This window comes from Pseudomonas sp. B15(2017), from assembly GCF_002113215.1.
GTDB lineage: Bacteria > Pseudomonadota > Gammaproteobacteria > Pseudomonadales > Pseudomonadaceae > Aquipseudomonas.
The window spans coordinates 1-23559 of the sequence record NZ_NEJZ01000021.1; the positions used below are offsets into that span (position 1 = coordinate 1).

Below are 23559 nucleotides of genomic sequence, written 5' to 3' on the forward strand. Positions count from 1 at the left end.
GAAATCTCCCACGGATCTGTACTGCGCCAACAGTCAGAATCGAGCCTTGTCCCTCCTCCTCCCTTCAAGTACCAGCATACAAGCGAGCTTGCTCGCGAATGAGGTTGACGCGGTTTAGCTGGCGGCCATCTTCATCCGCCGGGCCTTGAGCCCGGCAATCAGCGAAGGCCCGAGCGCCACCAGCGCCGACCCCAGCACCACCAGCACCGCCCCACCATACCCCAGCAGATTGATTTGCTCGGCATGCACATACTCGGGCCACACCCCGGCCGCCACCGCTACTGCGCCGAACGTCACCAGCGGCGTGATCGCGAGCGTCGCACTGACGCGTGAGGCTTCCCAATGCGCCAGTGCCTCGGCAAATGCGCCGTAGGCGATCAGGGTGTTCATGCAGCACGCCAGCAGCAGCCAGCCCTGCAACGGGCTCAGCGACAGTGCTTCGAGCGGATGCACCCAAGGCGTCAGCAACATGGCGCAGAACAGGTAGATCACCATCATCACCTGCAACGAATTCCACACCGTCAACAATTGCTTCTGCCCCAGCGCGTAAAAGGTCCAGACGGTCGAGGCCAACAGCACCAGCAACACGCCGGCGGTGTAATCAGATAAAGAGGTGAGCAATTCCGCCAGACGCTGGTTGAAGAACAGCGCAAAACCGATCAGCAGTACCGCCAGGCCAATGCCCTGGCCGATGCTGAAGCGTTCCTTGAACACGAACAGGCTGGCGATCAGCAACATGATCGGCCCCATCTGCACCACCAGTTGCGCAGTGCCGGGGCTGAGCAGGTTCAGGCCCATCAGGTACAGCACGTAGTTGCCCACCAGCCCGAGCACGGCCATCAATACCAGCCATCCGCCCTTCGGCCCGAGCACCTTGCGACTCGGCAGCCGTTTGGTCGCCGCCAGATAAATGAACAGACAGCCGCCGGACACCAGCAGACGAAACCAGGTCACCGTGACCGGATCCATCACCATCAGCACCTGCTTGAGCTTGATCGGCAGGATTCCCCACAGAAACGCCGTCAACAGCGCCAGGAACATGCCGTACACCCAACGACCCGATGAAACGTGCATGAGAACCCCAAGCGCCAGAGACAGGAGCGCTCATTCTAGGCGCACACACCCGCCCGACACAGGGACAGTTGCGCTCAAGCCGCAAATGAAACTGTGCAGGTCGCAGCAGAAAATTGACGAAGGGCCGTTGATCGGCTGGCCGGGCAAGGTAAGTGGTTCAGGCATAAGCTCCTTGGATCCACCCCGGGACAACACTCACCAAGGAGACGCCGTCATGTTAGGCATGCGCGCCCAGGACACCGCCCCCGCCATGCACTTTCGCAGCGACCGCATATGCCGGGTCAATGGCGAGCTGTATTTCAGCACCCGGGAAAACACCCTCGAAGGGCCGTTCGACAGCCCCGAGAAAGCCGAGCAGCAGATAAAGGCCTACATCGCGCGGATGCAGTTGCTGGATTCCGGCAGGTAGATCCGGTCGCCCCATTCGCGAGCTTGCTCGCGAAAGCCATCGAGAGAGCAAAACAAATTCCCGGACTTAACGCACGGCCTCAAACAATCCGGTCGCGCCCATCCCGCCGCCCACGCACATGGTCACGATCCCGTAGCGCAGATTGCGTCGCTGCAACTCGCGCACCAGATGCCCGACCTGCCGCGACCCGGTCATGCCGAACGGGTGACCGATGGAAATCGAGCCGCCGTTGACGTTGTATTTCTCGTTGTCGATTTCCAGTCGGTCACGGGCGTACAGGCACTGCGAGGCGAACGCTTCGTTCAATTCCCAAAGATCGATGTCCGCCACCTGCAAGCCTTTGGCCTTGAGCAGTTTCGGCACCGAGAACACCGGGCCGATGCCCATTTCGTCCGGCTCGCACCCGGCCACGGTAAACCCGCGGAAAAACGCTTTCGGCTTGAGCCCCAGTTGCAGGGCTTTTTCCAGGCTCATCACCAGCGTCATCGAGGCGCCATCGGACAACTGCGACGAGTTGCCGGCGGTCACCGAACCGTCCTCGGCGAATACCGGTTTCAATCCGGCGAGGCTTTCATAAGTGGTATCCGGACGGTTGCAGTCATCGCGATCAACGATGCCGTCGAGGATCTGCACTTCACCGCTGTTCTTGTCTTCAACGCGGTACTTCACCGCCATCGGCACGATTTCATCGTTGAACAGCCCTGCTGCCTGCGCCTGGGCAGTACGGATCTGACTTTGCAGCGAGTAACGATCCTGCGCCTCGCGACTCACGCCATAACGGCGCGCCACCACTTCGGCGGTCTGGCCCATGGTGTAGTAGATACCTGGCGTCTGCTGCTTGAGCAACGGGTTGATCAGGTGATCAGTGTTGACGCTTTTCAGGGTCAGGCTGATCGACTCGACGCCGCCGGCGACGATGATGTCGCTGCAACCCGATGCAATCTGGTTGGCGGCAATCGCAATCGCCTGCAAGCCCGACGAACAGAAACGGTTGAGGGTCATGCCCGCCGTGCCAGTGCCCAATTGCGAGAGCACCGCCACGTTACGACCGATGTTGTAGCCCTGGGCGCCTTCGTTGGAGCCGGCGCCGACGATGCAATCCTCGACGCTGGCCGGGTCGATGTCGTTGCGCGAGAGCAACGCATTGACGCAATGGGCCGCCATGTCATCGGGACGGGTCTGGTTGAACTTGCCGCGAAAGGACTTGGCCAGGCCGGTCCGTACGCTGTCGACGATCACCACTTCACGCATGGCATACCTCATTGTTGCAGTCAGTTGAGAGTGGACCGAGCATATGTCCACTCAATCGCCGACCGCGACAATCATTCACCTCGCGTATGCGGGCCCATCGGCTCAGTCCTTGTGTTTCCTGGCTCGTTTGTCGGACTTCTCGAAAGCTTCTTCCAGCGCACGGTTGATCGTGCGCAAGACCTTGACCCGAGCCCAGCGCTTGTCGTTGGCCTCAACCAGGGTCCAGGGGGAAATTTCGGTGCTGGTGCGGTCGACCATGTCGCCCACCGCGGCACGATAGGCGTCCCACTTGTCGCGGTTGCGCCAGTCGTCTTCGGTGATCTTGAAGCGCTTGAAGGGGATTTCTTCACGCGCCTGGAAGCGTTCAATCTGCGTGTCCTTGTCGATGGCCAGCCAGAACTTGACCACGATCACCCCGGCATCGGCGAGCTGCTCTTCGAAGTCGTTGATTTCGCCGTAGGCACGCATCCAGTCGGCGGTGCTGCAAAAACCTTCGATCCGCTCTACCAGCACCCGGCCGTACCACGAGCGGTCGAACACGGTGAACTTGCCCCGGGCCGGGATGTGTCGCCAGAAACGCCACAGGTAAGGCTGCGCCCGCTCCTCTTCGGTCGGCGCGGCAATCGGCACGATGTTGTACTGACGCGGATCGAGCGCCGCCGCCACCCGACGGATCGCCCCGCCCTTGCCCGCCGCATCGTTGCCTTCGAAAACCGCCACCAGTGCATGGCGGCGCATGCGTTTGTCGCGCATCAGGCCGGACAGCCTCGCCTGTTCGGTGATCAATTGTTCTTCGTAATCTTTCTTTTCCAGACGCTGATCCAGGTTGAGGCTGTCGAGCAGATTCAACTGATCCACCGACGTGCCCAGCGGTTGGGCACTGACCGCACTCGAATGCACGTCGGGGCGCTTCAACGCGTTTTGCAGGCCTTCAAGCAAAATCTTGCCAACGGTCAGACTGCGGTAGTTGGCGTCCACCCCTTCGATGACATGCCACGGCGCATAGTCGCGGCTGGTTCGGCGCAACACACGTTCGCCGTATTTGACGAACTTGTCGTAGGTCTGCGATTGCTGCCAGTCCAGCGGGCTGATCCGCCAGCTGTGCAGCGGGTCGTCGGCCAACGCCTTGAGCCGCGCCTTCATTTGCTTCTTGGAGAGGTGGAACCAGAACTTGAAGATCAGCGCACCTTCGTCGCACAGCATCTTTTCCAGGCGTTCGGCCCCGGCGATGGCCTGATCCAGTCGCGGATCCTTGAACAAGCCGTGGACCCTGCCCTGCAGCATCTGGCTGTACCAGTTGCCAAAGAAAACCCCCATCCGCCCCTTGGCCGGCAGCATCCGCCAGTAACGCCAGGCCGGTGGCCGCGCCAGCTCTTCATCGGTCTGCTGGTCGAAAGTGCGCACTTCGATCAGACGCGGATCCATCCACTCGTTGAGCAATTTCACCGTCTCGCCCTTGCCGGCGCCTTCGATGCCGTTGATCAAAATGATCACCGGAAAACGCTTCTGCTGCTGCAACTCGAACTGGGCTTCCAGCAACGCTTCACGCAGAGCGGGCACGGCGGCTTCGTAGGTGTCTTTGTCGATGGCGTGACCGATTTCAGCGGATTCGAACATAGGGACGGCTCCTTCCAGGATTCAGCAAGACTAGCGGATTGGGCTCTGGCGCGGCACAGAAATTCCCGTCGGCGGCGGATTGTCCTCGAGTGATCGTCAGCCAGGCTTGCCATGGATCAAGCGCCGCCTGCGTGATCGGCTAGAATGGCCGCCTTGTCGTTGCCGAGCCTGCCATGAAACCTGTAATGCCCCACGCCCAAATCGACTGGGATGACCAGGGACGCCCGCGTTCGCGAGTGTTCGACGATGTGTATTTTTCCGACCAGTCGGGGCTGGATGAAACCCGCTACGTGTTCCTCGAACAAAACCGTCTGGCCGAGCGTTTTGCCGCGCTGCCGGCGGGTGGGCGACTGGTGATCGGTGAAACCGGGTTCGGCACCGGGCTGAATTTTCTCTGCGCCTGGCAGTTGTTCGAACAGCATGCGGTGGCCGGTGCGCGGCTGCATTTCGTCAGCGTGGAAAAGTACCCGCTGAGCCCTGCCGACCTGCAGCGGGCGTTGGCGTTGTGGCCGGATCTCAAGCCGCTGTCCGATCAACTGCTCAAGCATTACGTGGCAATCCATCAAGGCTTCCAGCGTATTGTTCTGGATAACGGTCGCGTGACCCTGACGCTGCTGATCGGCGATGCGCTGGAACAGTTGCCGCAACTGGACGGCCAGATCGACGCCTGGTTTCTCGACGGTTTCGCCCCGGCGAAAAACCCGGAGATGTGGACCGCCGAACTGTTCGCCGAACTGGCGCGACTGGCGGCGCCCGACTCGACCATCAGCACCTTCACCAGTACCGGCTGGGTGCGGCGCCTGCTCAACGCTGCCGGCTTCAAAATGAAGCGCACGCCGGGCATCGGCCACAAGTGGGAAATCCTGCGCGGCGAGTTTCTTGGCTGGCCCGAGAATGTGCCTTTGCCCGCCGCGACCAAACCATGGTTTGCCCGCCCGATTCAGTTGAGCAGTGAGCATCGCGCTCTGGTGATTGGCGCCGGTCTGGCCGGTTGCGCCACGGCGGCCAGCCTCGCGGCGCGGGGCTGGCAGGTCAGTCTGCTGGAGCGACATGACGCCGTGGCCCGGGAAGCCTCGGGCAATCCTCAAGGCGTGCTGTACCTGAAACTGTCCGCCCACGGCACCGCACTGTCGCAGTTGATCGTCAGCGGTTTCGGCTACACCCGGCGCCTGCTGGAAACCCTGCAACGGGGTACCGACTGGGACGACTGCGGCGTGCTGCAATTGGCGTTCAATGAAAAGGAACGCGAGCGTCAGGGGCAACTGGCGGCGGCGTTTCCCGAAGACCTTCTGCAGTGGCTCGATCAACCCGAGGCGCAGGCCCGTGCCGGGGTCGGTCTGGCCCATGGCGGTTTGTACTATCCCGAGGGCGGCTGGGTGCATCCGCCCGCGTTGTGTCAGGCGCAATCCGCACAACCGGGCGTCACGCTGCTCACCCATCAGGAAGCCGTGGAACTGCGCAAGGTTGACGGCCAGTGGCAGGCCTTCGACGGTGATCGATTGATCGCAACAGCACCCGTCGTGGTGTTGGCGGGTGCCGCCGAGATCAAGCGTTTCCCCCAGAGTGCCGACCTGCCCCTCAAACGCATTCGCGGACAAATCACCCGACTGGCGCAGACCACACAAAGTCAGGCACTGGCCACCGTAGTGTGCGCCGAGGGTTATGTCGCACCGGCACGCTTGGGCGAGCACACCCTCGGCGCCAGTTTCGATTTCAACAACGACGACCTGACCCCGACCACCGCTGAACACCTGGGCAATCTGGCGATGCTCGAAGAAATCTCCACGGATCTGGTCGCACGCCTGCACATCAGCGAACCAGACGCCGACCGCCTCGAGGGTCGCGCCGCCTTCCGTTGCACCAGTCCCGACTACCTGCCGATTGTCGGCCCGCTCGCCGATCACGAAGCCTTCACCGACGCGTATCGCGCCTTGAGCAAGGATGCCCGGCAAGTGCCGGACGTTCCCTGCCCATGGCTGGACGGTCTGTACGTCAACAGCGGTCATGGTTCACGCGGATTGATCACCGCACCACTGTCTGGCGAGTTGCTGGCCGCGTGGCTCGATAACGAACCGCTGCCGCTGCCGCGCAGCGTGGCCGAAGCCTGTCATCCCAACCGGTTTGCCCTGCGCCGTCTGATTCGTGGCAAATGAACCCGAGCTCAATCAGTCAGCGGACACAATGCGACCGGTAAGGTCGACACGCTTATAACCGATCGTTCTAAAACTCCCACATGCGTGCCGGGTCAGTTTCTGGGTACCGGCCATTTCGGCGCGGTTCAGCAACACCCTCCCCAACGGAAAAACCGGTAAGGACCTTATGTGCGGATTAGCTGGCGAGTTACGTTTTGATCAACAACCTGCAGACCTTGCAGCCATCGAGCGAATCACCCATCACCTGGCCCCTCGCGGCCCCGATGCGTGGGGCTTCCATGCCCAGGGACCGATTGCCCTGGGCCATCGACGCCTGAAAATCATGGACCTGTCGGACGGCTCGGCGCAGCCGATGATCGACAGCCAACTGGGCCTGTCCCTGGCCTTCAACGGCGCGATCTACAACTTCCCGGAACTGCGCGCCGAACTCGAAGCGCTCGGTTACGCGTTCTATTCCGGCGGCGACACCGAAGTGCTGCTCAAGGGGTATCACGCCTGGGGCGAAGCGCTGCTGCCGAAACTCAACGGCATGTTCGCCTTCGCCATCTGGGAGCGTGACGCCCAGCGCCTGTTCATCGCCCGCGACCGTCTCGGTGTGAAGCCGCTGTACTTGTCGCGCACCGGCCAGCGCCTGCGTTTTGCGTCGGCCCTGCCGGCGCTGCTCAAGGGCGGCGACATCAACCCGATCCTCGATCCGGTGGCGCTCAATCATTACCTGAATTTCCACGCCGTGGTGCCCGCGCCGCGCACCTTGCTGGCCGGCATCGAAAAGCTGCCGCCAGCGAGCTGGATGCGCATCGAAGCGGACGGCACCACCGAGCAGAAAACCTGGTGGACCCTGCCCTACGGCCCACGCGACGACGAGAAAAATCTGACCCTCGAAGACTGGCGCGACCGCGTGCTCGACAGCACCCGCGAAGCCGTGGCGATCCGCCAACGAGCGGCAGTGGATGTGGGTGTGCTGCTTTCCGGCGGCGTCGATTCCAGCATGCTCGTCGGCTTGCTTCGTGAAGTCGGCGTGGAAAACCTGTCGACCTTTTCCATCGGTTTCCAGGATGCCGGCGGCGAGCGCGGTGACGAATTCCAGTATTCCGATCTCATCGCCAGGCACTACGGCACCCGGCACCATCAATTGCGCATCGACGAAAAAGAGATCATCGAGCAACTGCCCGCCGCGTTCCGCGCCATGAGCGAGCCGATGGTCAGCCACGATTGCATCGCCTTCTATCTGCTATCCCGCGAAGTGGCCAAGCACTGCAAAGTGGTACAGAGCGGCCAGGGCGCCGACGAACTGTTCGCCGGTTATCACTGGTATCCGCAAGTCGACGGCGCGGCCGATCCGTATGCGGCCTATCGTGAGGCGTTTTTCGACCGCAGCTACGACGATTACGCCGCCACGGTGCAGCCGAAATGGCTGACCGCCAATGACGCCGCCGGCGACTTCGTGAAGGAACATTTCGCACAGCCCGGCGCCAATGCAGCAGTCGACAAGGCTCTGCGCCTGGACAGCACCGTGATGCTGGTGGACGACCCGGTCAAACGGGTCGACAACATGACCATGGCCTGGGGCCTGGAGGCGCGCACACCGTTTCTCGACTATCGACTGGTGGAATTGTCGGCCCGTATTCCTGGCAAATTCAAACTGCCGGACGGCGGCAAGCAGGTGTTGAAAGAAGCCGCGCGACGGGTGATTCCGAGCGAAGTGATCGACCGCAAGAAGGGTTACTTCCCGGTGCCGGGTCTCAAGCATTTGCAGGGCGATACCCTGAACTGGGTACGCGAACTGCTGCTCGATCCAAGTCAGGATCGCGGCCTGTTCAACCCCGCCATGCTCGACAAATTGCTGACCGATCCACAAGGTCAGTTGACCCCGCTGCGCGGCTCCAAGCTATGGCAACTGGCGGCCCTGAACCTGTGGCTCAGCGAACAAGGAATCTGATCGATGAAACCTCACGCCACGGCTTACAGCCAACGGCTGCTGCGCGGTCAGACGCCGTCCTACGAGCGCTTGCAGGCGCGACTGGCCGAGGACGGCAGCGAGCCGGCCGCCGAACCGATTGCAGTGCACTGCGGCTGGGGCCGATTGCTGATCGGCCACACCTTTCCCGATCCGGCGAGCCTTGCCCGGGAACTGCTGAACGAGCAGACCGGCGAGCGCGACATCGCGTTGTACGTCGCCGCGCCGCAGCAGATTCTCGGCCTGGAACCGACCCAACTGTTTCTCGACCCGTCCGACACCCTGCGGTTGTGGTTCAGCGATTATCGTCAGGCAACCCGGGTATTTCGTGGCTTTCGCATTCGTCGTGCGCAAAGTGACGCGGACTGGCAGGCGATCAATCAGCTGTATCAGGCACGCGGCATGTTGCCGATCGATCCCACCCTGCTCACCCCGCACCATCAGGGCGGCCCGGTGTACTGGCTGGCGGAAGACGACGACAGCGGCGCGGTAATCGGCAGCGTCATGGGCCTCAATCACCAGAAGGCTTACAACGACCCGGAAAGCGGCAGCAGTCTCTGGTGCCTGGCAGTCGATCCACAGTGCTCGCGTCCCGGTGTCGGCGAAGTGCTGGTACGGCATCTGATCGAGCATTTCATGAGCCGCGGCCTGAGCTACCTCGATCTGTCGGTGCTGCATGACAACCGTCTGGCGAAAAATCTCTACGCCAAGCTCGGTTTTCGCAACCTGCCGACCTTCGCCATCAAGCGCAAGAACGGCATCAATCAGCCGCTGTTCCTCGGGCCGGGGCCGGAGGCGCAGTTCAACCCTTATGCGCGGATCATCGTCGAGGAAGCCCATCGGCGCGGCATCGATGTGCAGGTGGACGACGCCGACGCCGGGCTGTTCACCCTCAGCCACGGCGGGCGCCGGGTGCGTTGCCGCGAATCCCTGAGCGACCTGACCAGCGCCATCAGCATGAACCTGTGTCAGGACAAGAGCCTGACCCACAAGGTGTTGAAAGCTGCCGGATTAAATGTGCCGTCACAGCAATTGGCGGGGAACGCGGACGACAATCTGGCGTTTCTCGACGAATACCAGCGAGTAGTCGTCAAACCGCTGGATGGCGAACAGGGCCAGGGCGTGGCGGTGGATCTGCAGACCATCGAGGACGTGCAGCAGGCCATCGAAGCCGCCAGGCAGTTCGACACTCGCGTACTGCTCGAAAGCTTCCACGAAGGCCTGGACCTGCGGATTCTGGTGATCGGTTTCGAGGTGGTTGCAGCGGCAATCCGGCGGCCGGCAGAAGTGGTCGGCGACGGCCATCATTCCATCGGCGCGCTGATCGAAGCCCAGAGCCGGCGACGGCAAGCGGCGACCAGCGGCGAAAGCAAAATCCCGCTGGATCACGAAACCCAGCGCACCCTGCACGCGGCCGGTTATGACTACAACAGCATCCTGCCGGCCGGTGAGCATCTGTTCGTACGACGCACGGCGAACCTGCACACCGGCGGCACGCTGGAAGACGTCACGGCGATTCTGCACCCGACTCTGGCCGACGCTGCCGTGCGCGCGGCCAGGGCGCTGGAGATCCCGATGGTCGGCCTCGACCTGATGGTGCCAGCGGCGGATCAACCGGCGTACGTGTTCATCGAAGCCAACGAGCGGGCGGGTCTTGCCAACCATGAACCGCAACCGACGGCCGAGCGGTTTGTCGATCTGTTGTTTCCGCACAGTCAGCCGGCCGTTTGATTTCTCTTCGGCGTCATTCCCGCGTTCAACGCGCGAATGACGCCCCGCAACAGGAGTTTCCATGACCACCCAAATTCCCGAACCGGACCTGGACTACCTGCAGAAAGTCCTGCTGGAAATGCTCGCCATTCCCAGCCCCACCGGGTTCACCGACACCATCGTGCGCTACGTCGCCGAGCGTCTCGAAGAACTTGGCATTCCCTTCGAAATGACCCGTCGCGGAACGATTCGCGCCACCCTCAAAGGCAAGAAAAACAGCCCCGACCGCGCAGTGTCGGCGCACCTCGACACCATCGGCGCCGCCGTGCGCGCGGTGAAAGACAATGGGCGTCTGACCCTGGCCCCGGTGGGTTGCTGGTCGAGCCGGTTTGCCGAGGGCAGCCGCGTCAGCCTGTTCACCGACAACGGCGTGATTCGCGGCAGCGTGTTGCCATTGATGGCTTCCGGTCATGCCTTCAACACTGCCGTGGACGAGATGCCGATCAGTTGGGATCACGTCGAGCTGCGTCTGGACGCCTACTGCGCAACCCGCGCCGATTGCGATTCGCTGGGCATCAGTGTTGGCGATGTGGTGGCCTTCGATCCTTTACCCGAGTTCACCGAAAGCGGCCACATCAGTGCCCGCCATCTGGACGACAAGGCCGGTGTCGCCGCGCTGCTGGCCGCGCTGAAAGCCATCGTCGACAGCGGCCAGGAGTTGATGATCGACTGTCATCCGCTGTTCACCATCACCGAGGAAACCGGCAGCGGCGCGGCGGCAGCGTTGCCGTGGGACGTCAGCGAATTCGTCGGCATCGACATTGCCCCGGTCGCACCGGGCCAGCACTCCAGCGAACATGCCGTGAGCGTGGCGATGCAGGATTCCGGCGGCCCGTACGACTATCATCTGTCGCGGCACCTGTTGCGGCTGGCGGGTGAACACGAGCTGCCGGTGCGCCGCGACCTGTTCCGCTATTACTTCAGCGACGCCCATTCGGCCGTCACTGCCGGTCACGACATCCGCACCGCCCTGCTCGCCTTCGGCTGCGACGCGACCCACGGCTACGAACGTACGCACATCGACAGCCTCGCGGCACTCAGTCGCTTGCTCGGGGCCTACATTCTGAGCCCGCCGGTGTTCGCCAGCGATGCACAACCGGCCAATGCTTCACTGGACCGATTCAGTCATCAGATCGAACACGAAACGCAGATGGAGAGCGACACCCGTGTGCCGTCGGTGGACAGCCTGGTGGGGCAACGCTCGGAGAGTTGAGTCTGGCCCTCGGCGGTCATTCGCCGTAGCATCCCGACATTGATTTAGCCGAGGTGCCCATGCTGATTCCCTACGACGCGCTAGAAGTCGACACCCTCACCCGCCTGATCGAAGATTTCGTCACCCGTGACGGTACCGACAACGGTGACGACACGCCGCTGGAAACCCGCGTGCTGCGGGTTCGCCAGGCACTGACCAAAGGTCAGGCGCTGATTGTCTTCGATCCGGAAAGCGAGCAATGCCAATTGATGCTCAAGCACGACGTGCCCAAGCACCTGTTCGACTGAAAACGGTCAGCGGCCCTTGCCGCTGGCCTGTTTGCGCTGGATCCGTTCGTAGACCTCGGCGCGATGCACGCCGACCTGCTCCGGCGCTTCGACGCCGAACCGCACACTGGAGCCGTTGACCGCCAGAACGCGCAGAGTGATGTTGTCGCCGATGGAAATCAGTTCACCGACAACACGGCTGAGTACAAGCATGGGAGGTGTCCTTCAAGGTTTGCGAGCCTTGAAGATGCGCGGGTTTCGCCCGCCCTACAATGCACGCCGGGCAATTCAGTCATTCCCTACGCGCCAAGGCGCGCAAGCCTTCAGACGTTTCCTTCAGGCCTGCGAGATTCAGCTCGCGGAAAACCTCGGCCCGAACAGAATCACACTCGCCCCGATCACACACAACGCCACTCCGATCCAGTCCGAACCCAGCGGGCGGATGCGTTCGACCACCGCCAGCCAGCCAATCGAAGCAATGATGTAGATGCCACCGTATGCGGCATAGGCGCGACCGGCGTAGGTCGCTTCGACGCGCGTCAACAGCAGCGCGAACAGGGTGAGGCTGATCAGCGCCGGGATCACCCACAGAGCGCTCTTGCCCTGGCGCAACCACATCCAGAACGCGAAACAACCGGCGATTTCGAACAGCGCGGCGAGGAAAAACCACAGGTAGTTGAGCATGCAAAACATCTCGTCGGGGTGACTGTTGCGGCCACCCTAACGATGCGGCGAACGCGGGGCAAGTTCAGCCGTTGTTCTGTCTGGCCTTGGCGCGCATCTTTTCAGCCATCGCGGTCATTTCGTTGTAAAGCAATTGCGGGTTCTTCTGCTTGAGCGCCCAGGCCATGCGTCCTTGTTCGTGGGGCAGGATCATGAACTCACCGGCCGCGACTTGTTTGTAGATGTAGTCAGCAATATCGCTGGCGGTAATCGGCGAACTTTCCAGCAACTTGCCGACCTGGGCTTTCATCGCCGGCGTCGGGCCACGGAAAGAATCCAGCAGGTTGGTCTGGAAGAACGACGGGCAGACCACATGAACCCCGACTTCCTGTTGAGCCAGTTCGATCAACAGACTTTCCGACAGCGCCACCACGCCAGCCTTGGCCACGTTGTAGTTGCTCATCGCCGGGCCCTGCATGAGCGCGGCCATCGAGGCAATGTTGATGATCTTGCCCTTGCTCTGCTCCAGCAACGGCAGGAACGCCTTGCAGCCCTTGACCACGCCCATCAGGTTGATCGCGATCTGCCAGTCCCAGTCCTCCAGCGACAGCTCGCTGAAGAAACCGCCCGAGGCCACCCCGGCGTTGTTGACGATGATGTCGATGCCGCCAAGTTTCACTTCGCAGGCCTGGGCGAATGCGGTGAGCTGGCTGTAATCACGCACGTCGCAGCGCTGGATGAAGCCATCGCCGCCAGCCTCGCGAACGAGTTTCAGGGTCTCTTGCAAACCGGGCTCGCTGACGTCGGACAAGGCCAGTTGCCAGCCTTCACGCGCCCAGCGCAGCGCGATTTCGCGACCCAGGCCTGAGCCCGCGCCAGTGATCATCATGCGATTTTGCATAGCAGACAGCCTTGTTGTTCCGGGGAAGATGCGCGGAGTGTAGCGAAGGATCATCAGCGACCCACGCTCCATCAGATTGCTGAATGGCGAGGGCAAACCGCGACAACAAACGAAATAAGCACGCGAGCCAAATACCTTAAAAAAACATTGAATTTTCTTTCATGCGCACCAGTCGGAATTTGTAAGCCGTCTGGAATTAGTTCAACTTCCAGCCGCCCTTGAACACCAAGACTTCACAGACGCTATCAACAAGGAAATAGACATGGGCACAATTCTAATCATCATCCTGATCCTGTTGCTGATCGGTGGTCTGCCGGTCTTCCCGCACTCCAGAAGTTGGGGTTATGGCCCTTCGGGCATTATCGGTGTGGTGCTGGTAGTACTGTTGGTGCTGTTGTTACTCGGTCGGATATGACTGTTTGACCGACAAAAAAAGAGGCCCTTCAAAAGGGCCTCTTTTTTATTGCGCCGAATGATCAGTCCGGCTTGCCGTTAATCACACCGGCGGTATTGTCGAGCAGGCTCTTGGTAGCCGTCTGCAGGAACGCTTCGAGCTTGAGCTTCAGCTCGGCGGTGCGCGGTGCGTCCGGAATGATTTCGGCAGAAGGATTGGCGCCCAGTTGGTACTGATAGATCTTCGGTGCCATTTCCTTCTCTTTCGGCAGCACCAGGATCTGGTCGGCGGTGACGATGGCGGTGGTCTGCTCGCTGCCCGACGGCTTGATCACACCGAAACCGGTGTCACCCTGCGGCAGGTTCAGCAGATCGCGGCCCCAGCACTGATGGCGCACTTCGCCGCCGAGGCGACCCATGATGGTCGGCACGATGTCGATCTGGGTGCCCACAGTGTGGTCACGGGTACCGAATTTCTCCTGGATGCCCGGTGCGATCATCAGCATCGGCACGTTGAAGCGGCCCAGGTCCATTTCGGTGATCTGACGCTCGTTGCCAAAACCGTGGTCGCCGACGATGACGAACAGGGTTTCCTTGAAGTACGGCTCCTTGCGGGCCTTCTCGAAGAACTGGCCCAGCGCCCAGTCAGCGTAACGCATGGCGGTCAGGTGCTCGTTGAGCGGGCCACGATCGGTGACGCGCTCGACCGGCAACGGCGTCGGCAAGGCATACGGCGTGTGGTTGGACAGGGTCTGCAGCAGCGCGTAGAACGGCTTGCCGTTTTCCCGCGCCTTGAGCTCCACCAGACCACGGTCGAACATGTCCTGGTCGGACACGCCCCAGGTCGGATCGGAGAATACCGGGTTCACGAAGTCGTTGCGGCCGACGAAGTTGGTCATGCCCTGGTTGCTGAAGAATCCGGACTGGTTGTCCCAGGCAAAGTCACCGTTGTAGACGTAGACATCGTCATAGTTGCGCGCGCTGAGCAACTGCGGCAGGCCGGACAGTTTGTGGCTGCCCTCCGGTGTCTGCATCAGATACTCGAAACCCGGCAGGTTCGGGAAGCAGGCCATGGTGGCGAACATGCCCTGGTGGGTATGGGTGCCGTTGGAGAAGAAGCGGTCGAACAGCAGGCCTTCCTTCGACAGCTTGTCGAGGTACGGCGTGATGTTGCCCGGCGCGCCCAGAGCACCGACCGAGTGACCGGCCATGCTTTCCATCAGGATCACGACGACGTTCTTGATCGGCAGGGTCTTGTCGGCAGGCGGCGTGTATTCACGACGCACGGCGGCGATATCGGCATCTACCAGTTTGTCGTCCGGCATCACCAGCATCTCGCGCACGACTTTCTGCGCCTGATCCTGCGGCAGCGTAGCTTTCCAGATGTTGTCGCGATCCTCGCCCATCCGGTCCTTGGCCGCCGCGATCAGCGACAGCGTGCCGTTGAGGCCGAGCTGGTTGGCGAAGTTCGAATCGGTGGTGTACACGTCACCCCAACGCAGCGGCGGGCCTTGACGCAGAGTGCCGCGAGCGGCGACCACGCAGATCAGCAGGCACACCACGAACACCGCCAGACGCGCATACCAAGGCGCCACTTGACGGGTGCCGACGTTGCCACCGCTGAACGGGCCACGTGGGCGGGTCAGACGGTCGGCGCCCTTGAACGCCAGGGTCAGGATCAACGTGCCCACGACCCACGCCAACAGGTAGCGCACCACCGGGAAACCGTACCAGAGCATGCTCATCACGGTTTTCGGATCTTCCTTCACGTACTGGAACACCAGGCCGTTGAGGCGCTGGTGGAACTCGCGATAGAAGTCCATCTCCATCAGGCCGAGGAACAGCGCGATGCTCGAAGCGACAGTCAGCCACAGACGGAAGAACCCGCGCGCCGCCATGGCCCGGGCACTGAATAGCGCCAGCACCAGCGGAATGCAGACATACACCACCAGGCGAATATCGAAGCGCAGGCCGTTGGCGAAGGCTTCGAGGAACGTCGAGGCCGGGGTGTCGAGGATCATCTCGCGGTTGTAGACCAGCAGCGCGAGGCGCAGCACGGAAAACATCACCATCATGACCAGCGCGCACAGGAGCGTGTAGGCCAGATGCGATTTGACGGTCGGTTGCAGCAGGCGACTGGAAGATCGCTGCTGACTCAGGGCGTCCGGGTTTGCCATGTCGTTTTAGGACCCATTGGAAGTTGAAGTTGCAAAAATTCAGCTGCGCCCTGCCCTCTGTTGGCCGTTCCAGGCCCCGGGGCTTGCGCGGAGCGCAAATGTTGCACGATCACCGGCGGCATTGCCATTGATTAGTGCCCGCTGCCGGACGCTTTCATTCAAGGCACAGCGCATCGGGACAGGTGCAAACAGCGCGGGCGAATTGTCTTGGAGACTTTGTGAAAATTTCGTTCAACGCATATCCGGAAACACAATAAGCCTTGAAAACAAAACGCCCCGAATTCTTCGGGGCGTTTACAGATGAACGCGATATTTATTTCTCGGCGCGTTCTTTCAAGGCTTTCAGGGTGTTGAACGGTGCATCGACCACAAACTTGTTGGCGATCATCGACGGCACGCTGCCACCTGGCTCGGTGTGAACCTGATAAGTCACTTCAACCTGATCGCCCTTTGGCACGAACTTCCAGAAACCTTTGACCTGCGCGACCCGCACAAAGCCCTTCTCTTCGGGCAGGTACTTCGGCAAGCCTTCCAGATTGCGGGTCAGGCTGCCATCGGCGCCTTCAACAGTGGTGACATGCAGGATGGAGTCGCGCGGAGTGACCGGCCATGGCGTGTTGAACTGAGTGTAGGTCCAGCTCTGGTCACCTTCGTGCTTGAGCAGTTTCTGGGTCTTGCACTCGTGAATCCAGGCGCACGCACCGGAAACGTCTTCCTGCAAGGCGCGCAGTTTGGCGACGGTGGTCTTCATCAAGGTCACGCCCTGATAAGACTTGTAGTCCGAACCCGGCACTTCGCTCAGGGAGACCTTGATGCCGTCCTCGTTCTTGGCGACTTTCCAGTCTTCAGCCTGGGCGGCCGAGGTGGCCAGCACGGCAGTCAAACCACACAACACAGCGATACGATGCAGCGAACCCATAGTCTTATTCCTTATTGTTGAAGTTCCGTTCGTTTGACACATCACGCCGCCGTCATCTGCTCCCACCAGCCGAGCAGTCTGATCGCGTCTTCCTGGCTGCTGCCGCAGACGTCGGGATCGGCCTTGAAGCCTGAACAGACCGCCGGACGCTCCGGTCGGCCGAAAATGTTGCACAGGTTATCGACCGACAACTGAACGCAGCGTTCACCGGCAGGTTTGCCATCGGGCATGCCTGGAATCGGCGAACTGATGGAGGGGGCAATGCAGCAGGCGCCACAGCCTTCACGGCATTTCATGACGACGCGTTCCTCGCAGCGGGCAATGTGTTAAAGGGACGCGGAACAGGGTAACCGCTTAAACGGCTGTTTTAAATTCCCTGAACCGGGGTTTTTACGCAGAAACGAAAGTGACTGACCAGTCTCCGACAAAGCGTCTGGTCTGCGGGTCACCGATGGGGACGATTTATTGCTTGAACTCGAAATCCAGCGCCGCGCCTTCGACTTCCCGACGCTCCTCATTGCGCAGCTGCAACTGCATTTCGTTGCTGAGCAAACGGCCGTTGAGCTGGAACCCGCTGTTCTTGTCGCCGAACATTTGCGGCAGGATCGGTTCGCGCTTGGGCAGCGTCACGGAGCCAGGTGGTTTCAATTCCTGGACCATGTCTTTGGGCAGACTCAAATCGAGCTTCGTGGACGGCAACGGCGTCTTGGCCACTTCTTTCACCGACTTGGACTTGGAAGCGACCGGAGCGCGCTTCTTGGCTGGAACAGCCTTTTTCTGCGGTTCTTTCTTCGCTGGAACGGCTTTCTTGACCGTGACCTTTTTTTTCGCGGTGGCTGCAGCCGGCGTCTTTTCCTGAGCCGCGGCCGCCGTCGCGCCAGGCACATGACCCATCATCAACAGGCAGAGCACAACCCATGCGACAGAAAATTTCGCTTTCATGAACCCAACGAAGCTAACGGCAGAGGGCCATATGCTCGCCTGTTGGACGCCACATGACAAGCTCCGCCACTGTTTCAAAATCCGCCGGCCATCTCCTGGCAGAGCTGGGTCGCCAACATGCCAAGGGTCATCAGCGCCCGTTCCGCTTCACGATTCCACGGTATGCCGCAGTTCAACCGGATGCAGTGGTTAAACTGCTCGGTGTTGCTGAAAATCAGGCCCGGCGCAATGCTGATGCCCTGTTGCAGCGCCCGCACGTGTAATTCCTGAGTATTGACCCGCCCCGGCAGACTGACCCACAGAATGAATCCGCCGGTCGGCCGGGTCATCTGTGTGCCTTCGGGAAAGTATTGCTGAACCGCCAGCTGGAACGCACTGAGATTTTTTCGGTATTCCTGGCGGATGTACCGTAAATGCCGGTCATAACCGCCATTTTCCAGGTAAGCCGCGATGGCCATTTGCGTGACACTGCACGCCGAATGGGTGCTGAAGGTCTGCAAGCGCTGGATTTCCTGCTGATACTTGCCGGCGATCATCCAGCCGATGCGCACACCGGGGGACAACGTCTTGGAAAAACTCGAGCAATAGATCACCCGATCGAGCCGGTCGTAGGCCTTGAGCGACTTGGTGCGGCCCTGCTCGAACATCAACTCGCCATAGATGTCGTCTTCGACAATCTGGATATCGAAGTCCGAAGCCAGTCTCAGCAGTTGTTTTTGACGCTCCTCTGGCATGGTGCCGCCGAGCGGATTACTCAGGCGCGTGGTCAGCACCAGCGCCTTGATCGACCATTGGTTGGCCGCCAGTTGCAGGGCTTCGAGGCTCATGCCGGTGGCGGGGTCGCTGGGGATCTCGATGACTTTCAGGCCCAGCAGATCCGCCAGTTGCAGCAGTCCGTAATAAGTCGGTGATTCGGCGGCGATCAGGTCGCCGGGGCGGGTCAGCACCCGCAACGACATCTGCAAGGCGTCGACGCAGCCGTGGGTGATCACTACTTCCGAGGGGTCAACGACCACGCCTGCATCGCGCATGCGAATTGCCACTTGCCGGCGCAACGGTTCGAAACCGGGGCTGAACATATAGCTGAACGCCCGAGGGCTGTGAAACCGGGTGACCTTGGCCAGTTGCTGATGCAGGGCACGCACTGGCAAGTAATCGACACTCGGCACCGCCGCTCCCAGCGGGAACACGCCTTCACGACGTGATTCGACCAATACTTGCTGAATGATGCTGCTGCGGGTGACCAGGCCTGGCCGTTCGACCCGGGCGATGTCCGGCGTGGGCGCCGTCAGTGCGGGAGTCTGGTGCACGTAGTAACCGGACTGCGGCCGCGCGCGGATCAGGCCCTGATCCTCGAGGTTGGCGTAAGCCTGCAGCACCGTGGCATGGCTGACGTTGAGCTGCGAACTCATCTTGCGCACCGAAGGCACGCGCTCGCCCGGTTGATAGACGCCACGGCGGATATCTTCGGCCAGCTGTTGAGCAATACGTTGGTAGAGCAAGAGATTGGTCATGACGCAGCACTCGATTTCACGGGCGTTTTATTCTTGTGTGAAACAATACCGGAACAGTTTGGAAGTGTACTGGGACAGTTGCCATATTAGTCAACCATACAGTGCAGTGTCGGTGAAATCTGTACTGCTTTGTGAGGTAATCGACAGACGTAAAAAAGCCCGGCGCTGCCTGACAGCCCGGGCTTTCCAGTAACGCCACCCTCAGCGGGCGGCGCCGAGCTGGCCTTTTTCGTCGGAGAACACGATTTCCACCCGACGGTTCTGTGCACGCCCGCGCTCGGAAGCGTTGGCGTCCACCGGGTATTCGTCGCCGTAACCTTCGACCTGAATACGCTTTTCGTCGATGCCCAGATCCGTCAACACGTCTGCTACCGACTGCGCGCGATCGCGGGACAGTTTGAGGTTTTCCTGTTTGCCACCGGTGCTGTCGGTGTAACCCTCGATACGCACCACGCGTTTCGGGTTGAGTTGCAGGAACTGCACGATTTTCAGCACAACGCGGTTGGCCGAGTTTTTCAGTTCGGCTTCACCGGTGTCGAACAGCACGTCACCCAGGGTCATCACCAGACCACGGTCGGTCTGGGTAGTGGCCAGTGCAACGATCTGCTCTTCCAGCCATTTACCCTGCTGTTGCACGCTCAGCAGTTTGGACTCGCGCAGTGCCAGTTGCAGGCGTTGGCGCTCCAGTTCCAGCTTCGCTGCGCGCTCTTCGTTGAGGACATGATTGGTGTGCTCACGGGCAATTTCGCTGTAGCGCTGACTCAGGTAGGCGTAATGCACCACGTCCGAGCCGCTGCCCCAGTACGTCGACAGTCGATCGGCACGGGCCAGGGACTCGCCGGCACGAATCACGTCTTTCGGCGCGATGCGCAGCACGTTGGAATCCTCCTTGACCTTCTGGAAATCGGTGCTGGCCTGCTGCAATGCGGATTCGCTGTGCTGACCGGCGCAGCCGTAAAGGCTGGCGCAACCGGCAAGGAGCAGAGCGCCAATGGCTTTGGACTTCGGGCTCATTGGGCATCCCCCAGTTGCTTGCGCAGTCGGACGATGCGGGTATTGAGCACATTCACATGCTCTTCGCTCTTCTGGGTCAACACTTTGGCTTCCGCCAGACGTGCGTCGAGTTCGGCCTGTTCGAATCGCATTCGCGCATTTTTGTAAGACTCACCCGCCATACTGCCTTTGGCCCGGTTGAACTTGTCTTCTGCCAGTTTCATTTCCGGCACGTCTTCGGCGGTGGCGCCCACGGCTTTGGCTTGCTCAAGGGCCTGCTCGGTCAGGCGCATTTGTTCGTTGGGTGCCGGATCGCTCGCGCAACCGGCCAGGGCCAGAACGGCCATGGCCGCGAAAAGAAGTCGATTACTCACTAAGAATCCCTACTGTTTTGGGGCGCTGACAGGTGCTTGCGGTGGCTGTTGCTGCTGCGCCTTCCAGCGCTCGATGTTGCGTTGCAGCGCGGCTTCCGTCAGGCCGGATGCGGGCAATTCTGTCATCTTTTTGGCCAGCTGTCCGCGCAACCACGGATCGTTGCAGGCCGAGTTGTGCGAAACCGCCAGGAACAGACCAGGCCGATCGATAGGTTGTTCAAAGGCCAGCAGATCATTGGCCATACCCAGTGCCTGCGCGGCCGCCATGCCCGAATAGCGACCGGCCAGTACATATTCCACCTCGCCCAGCAGAAGTTTCTGAAACGCCTGGGTCAGGTTTGCCGTACGGCTCAGGGTCAATTGCTGCTCGGCGAAAGTGCCGAATGCCGGAGTCATTCGAGACTTTTCCGACAAGCCGCCGGTATGCCCGTGCAGATCAATGGCTTCGGTGTAAACCAGCGTCGAGCCTTTACGCGTCCATACCAGGTAATCGTTTTCCAGCAACGGCGGGTGAATGTAGTCGAAATTTTCCAGCTCATTGAAGGTCATCGGCGCGTCGGCCAGCATGTCCATGCGCCCGCTGCGCACTTCGTCGAGGGCCTGGGAACGCTTGCCGGCATACAGCAGTTCGACTTTGATGCCCAGATCCTTGGCCACCTGTTGCAACAGGTCGGCACTGGCACCGATCAGTTGTTTGGGATTCTGCGGATCCTGCCAGAGGTACGGCGGTGCATCCGGGCTGCCGGTCACGACGAGCCGCTCGCACTTGCCCGCCGCCACCGACAGGCCCGGCAACAATGCCAGCCCCAGCAACCACGAACAGCCCAACCGACGATGCAGATCCATGGCGAAACGCTCCCACTCAAATCCGAGACAAAAAAAAGCCCGACCAAAAGGTCGGGCTCTTTATAAGTGAAGCAGCCGGATTAGACCAGCTTCTCCAGCTCAGGTACGGCTTCGAACAGATCCGCCACCAGGCCGTAATCGGCCACCTGGAAGATCGGTGCTTCTTCGTCCTTGTTGATCGCAACGATCACTTTGGAGTCTTTCATGCCGGCCAGGTGCTGGATCGCGCCGGAGATACCGACGGCGATGTACAACTGTGGCGCAACGATCTTGCCGGTCTGACCGACCTGCATGTCGTTCGGTACAAAACCTGCGTCGACCGCGGCGCGGGAAGCACCCACGGCAGCGCCCAGCTTGTCGGCCAGAGCGTACAGGTGCTTGAAGTTGTCGCCGTTCTGCATGCCGCGGCCGCCGGAAACGACGATCTTGGCAGCGGTCAGCTCAGGACGATCGGACTTGGCCAGTTCCTCGCTGACAAAGCTGGAAGTGCCGGCATTGTGAGCAGCAGCAACCGCTTCAACAGTAGCCGAACCGCCTTCAGCGGCAACCGGGTCGAAACCGGTGGCACGCACGGTGATCACTTTGATCGCAGCGGTCGATTGCACGGTAGCGATGGCGTTACCGGCGTAGATCGGGCGCTGGAAGGTGTCAGCGCTTTCTACCGAGATGATCTCGGAGATCTGGTCAACGTCCAGCTGTGCAGCAACGCGCGGCAGGATGTTTTTACCGTTGGAAGTGGCAGCAGCCAGGATGTGGCTGTAGCCAGCGCCCAGCTCTGCTACCAGCGGAGCGACGTTTTCCGGCAACTGATGCGCGTAGGCAGCATTGTCAGCGTTCAGGACTTTGCTCACGCCAGCGATTTTCGCAGCGGCTTCAGCCACGGCGCCAGCGCCCTGGCCTGCAACCAGAACGTGGATGTCGCCACCGATTTTGGCAGCGGCAGCAACGGTATTCAGAGTGGCCGGGGCCAGCACCTTGTTGTCGTGTTCGGCGATTACCAAGATAGTCATGATTAGATTACCTTCGCTTCGTTTTTCAGTTTCTCGACCAGTTCAGCCACCGACTTGACCTTGATGCCCGCGCTGCGTGCAGCCGGCGCTTCGACTTTCAGGGTCTTGTTGGTGGAGGCGGTGGAAACGCCCAAAGCGTCCGGAGTCAGCGTCTCGAGAGGCTTCTTCTTGGCTTTCATGATGTTTGGCAGGGATGCATAACGCGGCTCGTTCAAACGCAGGTCGGTGGTGACGATCGCTGGCAGTTTCAGGGAAACGGTCTGCGCGCCGCCGTCGATTTCGCGGGTCACGGCGACGGTGTCACCGGAAACTTCGACTTTAGAGGCGAAAGTGCCCTGACCATAGCCGCTCAGTGCAGCGAGCATCTGGCCGGTCTGATTGTTGTCGCTGTCGATGGCCTGTTTGCCCAGGATCACCAGCTGAGGCTGTTCCTTGTCGACCACGGCCTTGAGCAGTTTGGCCACGGCCAGGGAAGTCAGGTCTTCAGCGGATTCGACGAGGATGGCGCGGTCGGCACCCAGAGCCAGTGCGGTACGCAGCTGTTCCTGAGCAGTGGACGGACCGATGGAGACGACGACGATTTCAGTCGCAACGCCTTTTTCTTTCAGGCGTACGGCTTCTTCCACTGCGATTTCGCAGAACGGGTTCATCGACATCTTGACGTTGGCGAGGTCTACGCCGGAATTGTCCGCCTTGACGCGAACCTTGACGTTGTAATCCACAACGCGTTTGACAGCTACAAGAACCTTCATGGATTCCTCGTTACTCTCCGGTGAAAAGAAAGTCGCCTAGGCGAACCTGGCGGTTGATGCTCATCGGGCACAAGGGCACCTCTAAAAACGCCGGCTGAGCGGGATGACCGTTCGTCAGTCGTGACCGACGAGTCATGCCGCGCCGCGGTGTGTAAACTGCGCGCCAAACCTGCGCTGCGCATCACCGGTTACCGCCTACGCCCTGTCTTTAGAGGTGCTCTTGAAACCACCATTCAGCCTACGGCGAGCGCAAAACCGCCCGTATCTTGACCGGAACGCCCATTCTGGTCAATACGCCAAAATGCCCTGTCATAAGCCGCGCTTCTTTGATTTCTCTGGCCTGGAGCCGATTCAAACAAACGTTT

At 60.7% G+C, this 23559-nt stretch carries 23 protein-coding genes; 7 read left to right on the plus strand and 16 right to left on the minus strand.

Annotated elements, in window-relative coordinates:
• Positions 1-114: 114 nt before the first annotated feature.
• Positions 115-1074: a DMT family transporter gene (locus CAF73_RS25605; RefSeq protein ID WP_085704676.1), complete on the minus strand. Its 960-nt coding sequence runs from the start codon at positions 1072-1074 to the stop codon at positions 115-117.
• Between the two features lie 214 nt (positions 1075-1288).
• Between CAF73_RS25605 and CAF73_RS25610 the strand changes: the two genes are divergently transcribed.
• A complete protein-coding gene (locus CAF73_RS25610) occupies positions 1289-1483 on the plus strand; it encodes a DUF6316 family protein (protein ID WP_085696950.1) in 195 nt (64 codons plus the stop codon).
• Positions 1484-1549: 66 nt separating this feature from the next.
• Here the strand turns inward: CAF73_RS25610 and CAF73_RS25615 are convergent, their stop codons facing one another.
• Both CAF73_RS25615 and pap read right to left on the minus strand, forming a co-directional pair.
• Entirely contained in the window at positions 1550-2734 is a 1185-nt protein-coding gene (locus tag CAF73_RS25615) for a thiolase family protein (RefSeq protein WP_064383416.1), read from the minus strand.
• A gap of 102 nt (positions 2735-2836) precedes the next feature.
• On the minus strand, positions 2837-4351 hold the full coding sequence (pap, locus tag CAF73_RS25620) for a polyphosphate:AMP phosphotransferase (protein WP_085704678.1): 1515 nt from the start codon (positions 4349-4351) through the stop codon (positions 2837-2839).
• A 173-nt stretch (positions 4352-4524) separates the two neighbouring features.
• On the opposite strand from pap, the gene mnmC reads away from it, so the two are divergent.
• From mnmC to CAF73_RS25645, 5 genes are all read left to right on the plus strand, one after another.
• Positions 4525-6504, plus strand: coding sequence for a bifunctional tRNA (5-methylaminomethyl-2-thiouridine)(34)-methyltransferase MnmD/FAD-dependent 5-carboxymethylaminomethyl-2-thiouridine(34) oxidoreductase MnmC (gene mnmC, locus CAF73_RS25625; RefSeq protein WP_085704680.1), 1980 nt, complete (start codon positions 4525-4527; stop codon positions 6502-6504).
• Between the two features lie 166 nt (positions 6505-6670).
• A complete protein-coding gene (locus CAF73_RS25630; RefSeq protein WP_085704682.1) occupies positions 6671-8443 on the plus strand; it encodes an N-acetylglutaminylglutamine amidotransferase in 1773 nt (590 codons plus the stop codon).
• A gap of 3 nt (positions 8444-8446) precedes the next feature.
• Entirely contained in the window at positions 8447-10192 is a 1746-nt protein-coding gene (gene ngg, locus CAF73_RS25635; protein ID WP_085696954.1) for an N-acetylglutaminylglutamine synthetase, read from the plus strand.
• A 61-nt stretch (positions 10193-10253) separates the two neighbouring features.
• A complete protein-coding gene (locus CAF73_RS25640; protein ID WP_085704684.1) occupies positions 10254-11444 on the plus strand; it encodes an osmoprotectant NAGGN system M42 family peptidase in 1191 nt (396 codons plus the stop codon).
• Between the two features lie 59 nt (positions 11445-11503).
• Positions 11504-11731, plus strand: a complete 228-nt coding sequence (locus CAF73_RS25645; RefSeq protein WP_003192759.1) for a YheU family protein — start codon at positions 11504-11506, stop codon at positions 11729-11731.
• Positions 11732-11737: 6 nt separating this feature from the next.
• Here CAF73_RS25645 and csrA read toward each other — a convergent pair whose 3' ends face one another.
• The 3 genes from csrA to CAF73_RS25660 all read right to left on the minus strand — a co-directional run bounded on the left by csrA (position 11738) and on the right by CAF73_RS25660 (position 13274).
• Positions 11738-11923, minus strand: a complete 186-nt coding sequence (csrA, locus tag CAF73_RS25650) for a carbon storage regulator CsrA (RefSeq protein ID WP_007950875.1) — start codon at positions 11921-11923, stop codon at positions 11738-11740.
• A 138-nt stretch (positions 11924-12061) separates the two neighbouring features.
• Complete coding sequence (locus CAF73_RS25655) at positions 12062-12394, minus strand: YnfA family protein (RefSeq protein WP_007950874.1); 333 nt, start codon at positions 12392-12394, stop codon at positions 12062-12064.
• 64 nt (positions 12395-12458) lie between these two features.
• On the minus strand, positions 12459-13274 hold the full coding sequence (locus tag CAF73_RS25660) for an SDR family oxidoreductase (protein ID WP_085696956.1): 816 nt from the start codon (positions 13272-13274) through the stop codon (positions 12459-12461).
• 256 nt (positions 13275-13530) lie between these two features.
• Here CAF73_RS25660 and CAF73_RS25665 point away from each other — a divergent pair, with 256 nt between their 5' ends.
• Positions 13531-13689, plus strand: a complete 159-nt coding sequence (locus CAF73_RS25665) for a DUF3309 family protein (RefSeq protein WP_169432680.1) — start codon at positions 13531-13533, stop codon at positions 13687-13689.
• Between the two features lie 61 nt (positions 13690-13750).
• Here the strand turns inward: CAF73_RS25665 and CAF73_RS25670 are convergent, their stop codons facing one another.
• From CAF73_RS25670 to CAF73_RS25715, 10 genes are all read right to left on the minus strand, one after another.
• Positions 13751-15844: an LTA synthase family protein gene (locus tag CAF73_RS25670; protein WP_085696957.1), complete on the minus strand. Its 2094-nt coding sequence runs from the start codon at positions 15842-15844 to the stop codon at positions 13751-13753.
• A gap of 313 nt (positions 15845-16157) precedes the next feature.
• On the minus strand, positions 16158-16763 hold the full coding sequence (locus CAF73_RS25675) for an START domain-containing protein (RefSeq protein ID WP_085704686.1): 606 nt from the start codon (positions 16761-16763) through the stop codon (positions 16158-16160).
• Between the two features lie 41 nt (positions 16764-16804).
• Positions 16805-17059 (minus strand): YkgJ family cysteine cluster protein, encoded by a 255-nt coding sequence (locus tag CAF73_RS25680; protein ID WP_085683506.1) that lies wholly within the window; start codon positions 17057-17059, stop codon positions 16805-16807.
• 166 nt (positions 17060-17225) lie between these two features.
• Positions 17226-17705: a translation initiation factor 2 gene (locus tag CAF73_RS25685; protein WP_085704688.1), complete on the minus strand. Its 480-nt coding sequence runs from the start codon at positions 17703-17705 to the stop codon at positions 17226-17228.
• Between the two features lie 74 nt (positions 17706-17779).
• Positions 17780-19219, minus strand: coding sequence for a PLP-dependent aminotransferase family protein (locus CAF73_RS25690; protein WP_007950868.1), 1440 nt, complete (start codon positions 19217-19219; stop codon positions 17780-17782).
• Positions 19220-19420: 201 nt separating this feature from the next.
• Positions 19421-20233: an OmpA family protein gene (locus tag CAF73_RS25695; RefSeq protein WP_085704690.1), complete on the minus strand. Its 813-nt coding sequence runs from the start codon at positions 20231-20233 to the stop codon at positions 19421-19423.
• Positions 20230-20586, minus strand: coding sequence for a DUF4398 domain-containing protein (locus CAF73_RS25700; protein ID WP_170929698.1), 357 nt, complete (start codon positions 20584-20586; stop codon positions 20230-20232). The genes CAF73_RS25695 and CAF73_RS25700 overlap by 4 nt, the downstream gene beginning before the upstream one ends.
• 9 nt (positions 20587-20595) lie before the next feature.
• Complete coding sequence (locus tag CAF73_RS25705) at positions 20596-21432, minus strand: ABC transporter substrate-binding protein (protein ID WP_085696962.1); 837 nt, start codon at positions 21430-21432, stop codon at positions 20596-20598.
• A gap of 80 nt (positions 21433-21512) precedes the next feature.
• Positions 21513-22442, minus strand: coding sequence for an electron transfer flavoprotein subunit alpha/FixB family protein (locus CAF73_RS25710; RefSeq protein WP_085704692.1), 930 nt, complete (start codon positions 22440-22442; stop codon positions 21513-21515).
• Positions 22443-22444: 2 nt separating this feature from the next.
• Positions 22445-23194: an electron transfer flavoprotein subunit beta/FixA family protein gene (locus CAF73_RS25715; RefSeq protein ID WP_085704694.1), complete on the minus strand. Its 750-nt coding sequence runs from the start codon at positions 23192-23194 to the stop codon at positions 22445-22447.
• Positions 23195-23559: the final 365 nt, after the last annotated feature.

Excerpts from the sequence above, each read along its gene's own strand:
- CAF73_RS25615 (WP_064383416.1), bottom strand. The coding sequence starts at position 2,734 with ATGCGTGAAGTGGTGATCGTCGACAGCGTACGGACCGGCCTGGCCAAG.
- CAF73_RS25710 (WP_085704692.1), bottom strand. The coding sequence starts at position 22,442 with ATGACTATCTTGGTAATCGCCGAACACGACAACAAGGTGCTGGCCCCG.
- csrA (WP_007950875.1), bottom strand. The coding sequence starts at position 11,923 with ATGCTTGTACTCAGCCGTGTTGTCGGTGAACTGATTTCCATCGGCGAC.
- mnmC (WP_085704680.1), top strand. The coding sequence starts at position 4,525 with ATGAAACCTGTAATGCCCCACGCCCAAATCGACTGGGATGACCAGGGA.
- CAF73_RS25715 (WP_085704694.1), bottom strand. The coding sequence starts at position 23,194 with ATGAAGGTTCTTGTAGCTGTCAAACGCGTTGTGGATTACAACGTCAAG.
- CAF73_RS25690 (WP_007950868.1), bottom strand. The coding sequence starts at position 19,219 with ATGACCAATCTCTTGCTCTACCAACGTATTGCTCAACAGCTGGCCGAA.
- CAF73_RS25670 (WP_085696957.1), bottom strand. The coding sequence starts at position 15,844 with ATGGCAAACCCGGACGCCCTGAGTCAGCAGCGATCTTCCAGTCGCCTG.
- CAF73_RS25705 (WP_085696962.1), bottom strand. The coding sequence starts at position 21,432 with ATGGATCTGCATCGTCGGTTGGGCTGTTCGTGGTTGCTGGGGCTGGCA.
- CAF73_RS25655 (WP_007950874.1), bottom strand. The coding sequence starts at position 12,394 with ATGCTCAACTACCTGTGGTTTTTCCTCGCCGCGCTGTTCGAAATCGCC.
- CAF73_RS25685 (WP_085704688.1), bottom strand. The coding sequence starts at position 17,705 with ATGAAAGCGAAATTTTCTGTCGCATGGGTTGTGCTCTGCCTGTTGATG.
- CAF73_RS25660 (WP_085696956.1), bottom strand. The coding sequence starts at position 13,274 with ATGCAAAATCGCATGATGATCACTGGCGCGGGCTCAGGCCTGGGTCGC.
- CAF73_RS25640 (WP_085704684.1), top strand. The coding sequence starts at position 10,254 with ATGACCACCCAAATTCCCGAACCGGACCTGGACTACCTGCAGAAAGTC.
- CAF73_RS25695 (WP_085704690.1), bottom strand. The coding sequence starts at position 20,233 with ATGAGCCCGAAGTCCAAAGCCATTGGCGCTCTGCTCCTTGCCGGTTGC.
- CAF73_RS25630 (WP_085704682.1), top strand. The coding sequence starts at position 6,671 with ATGTGCGGATTAGCTGGCGAGTTACGTTTTGATCAACAACCTGCAGAC.
- CAF73_RS25645 (WP_003192759.1), top strand. The coding sequence starts at position 11,504 with ATGCTGATTCCCTACGACGCGCTAGAAGTCGACACCCTCACCCGCCTG.
- ngg (WP_085696954.1), top strand. The coding sequence starts at position 8,447 with ATGAAACCTCACGCCACGGCTTACAGCCAACGGCTGCTGCGCGGTCAG.
- CAF73_RS25680 (WP_085683506.1), bottom strand. The coding sequence starts at position 17,059 with ATGAAATGCCGTGAAGGCTGTGGCGCCTGCTGCATTGCCCCCTCCATC.
- CAF73_RS25605 (WP_085704676.1), bottom strand. The coding sequence starts at position 1,074 with ATGCACGTTTCATCGGGTCGTTGGGTGTACGGCATGTTCCTGGCGCTG.
- CAF73_RS25675 (WP_085704686.1), bottom strand. The coding sequence starts at position 16,763 with ATGGGTTCGCTGCATCGTATCGCTGTGTTGTGTGGTTTGACTGCCGTG.
- pap (WP_085704678.1), bottom strand. The coding sequence starts at position 4,351 with ATGTTCGAATCCGCTGAAATCGGTCACGCCATCGACAAAGACACCTAC.
- CAF73_RS25610 (WP_085696950.1), top strand. The coding sequence starts at position 1,289 with ATGTTAGGCATGCGCGCCCAGGACACCGCCCCCGCCATGCACTTTCGC.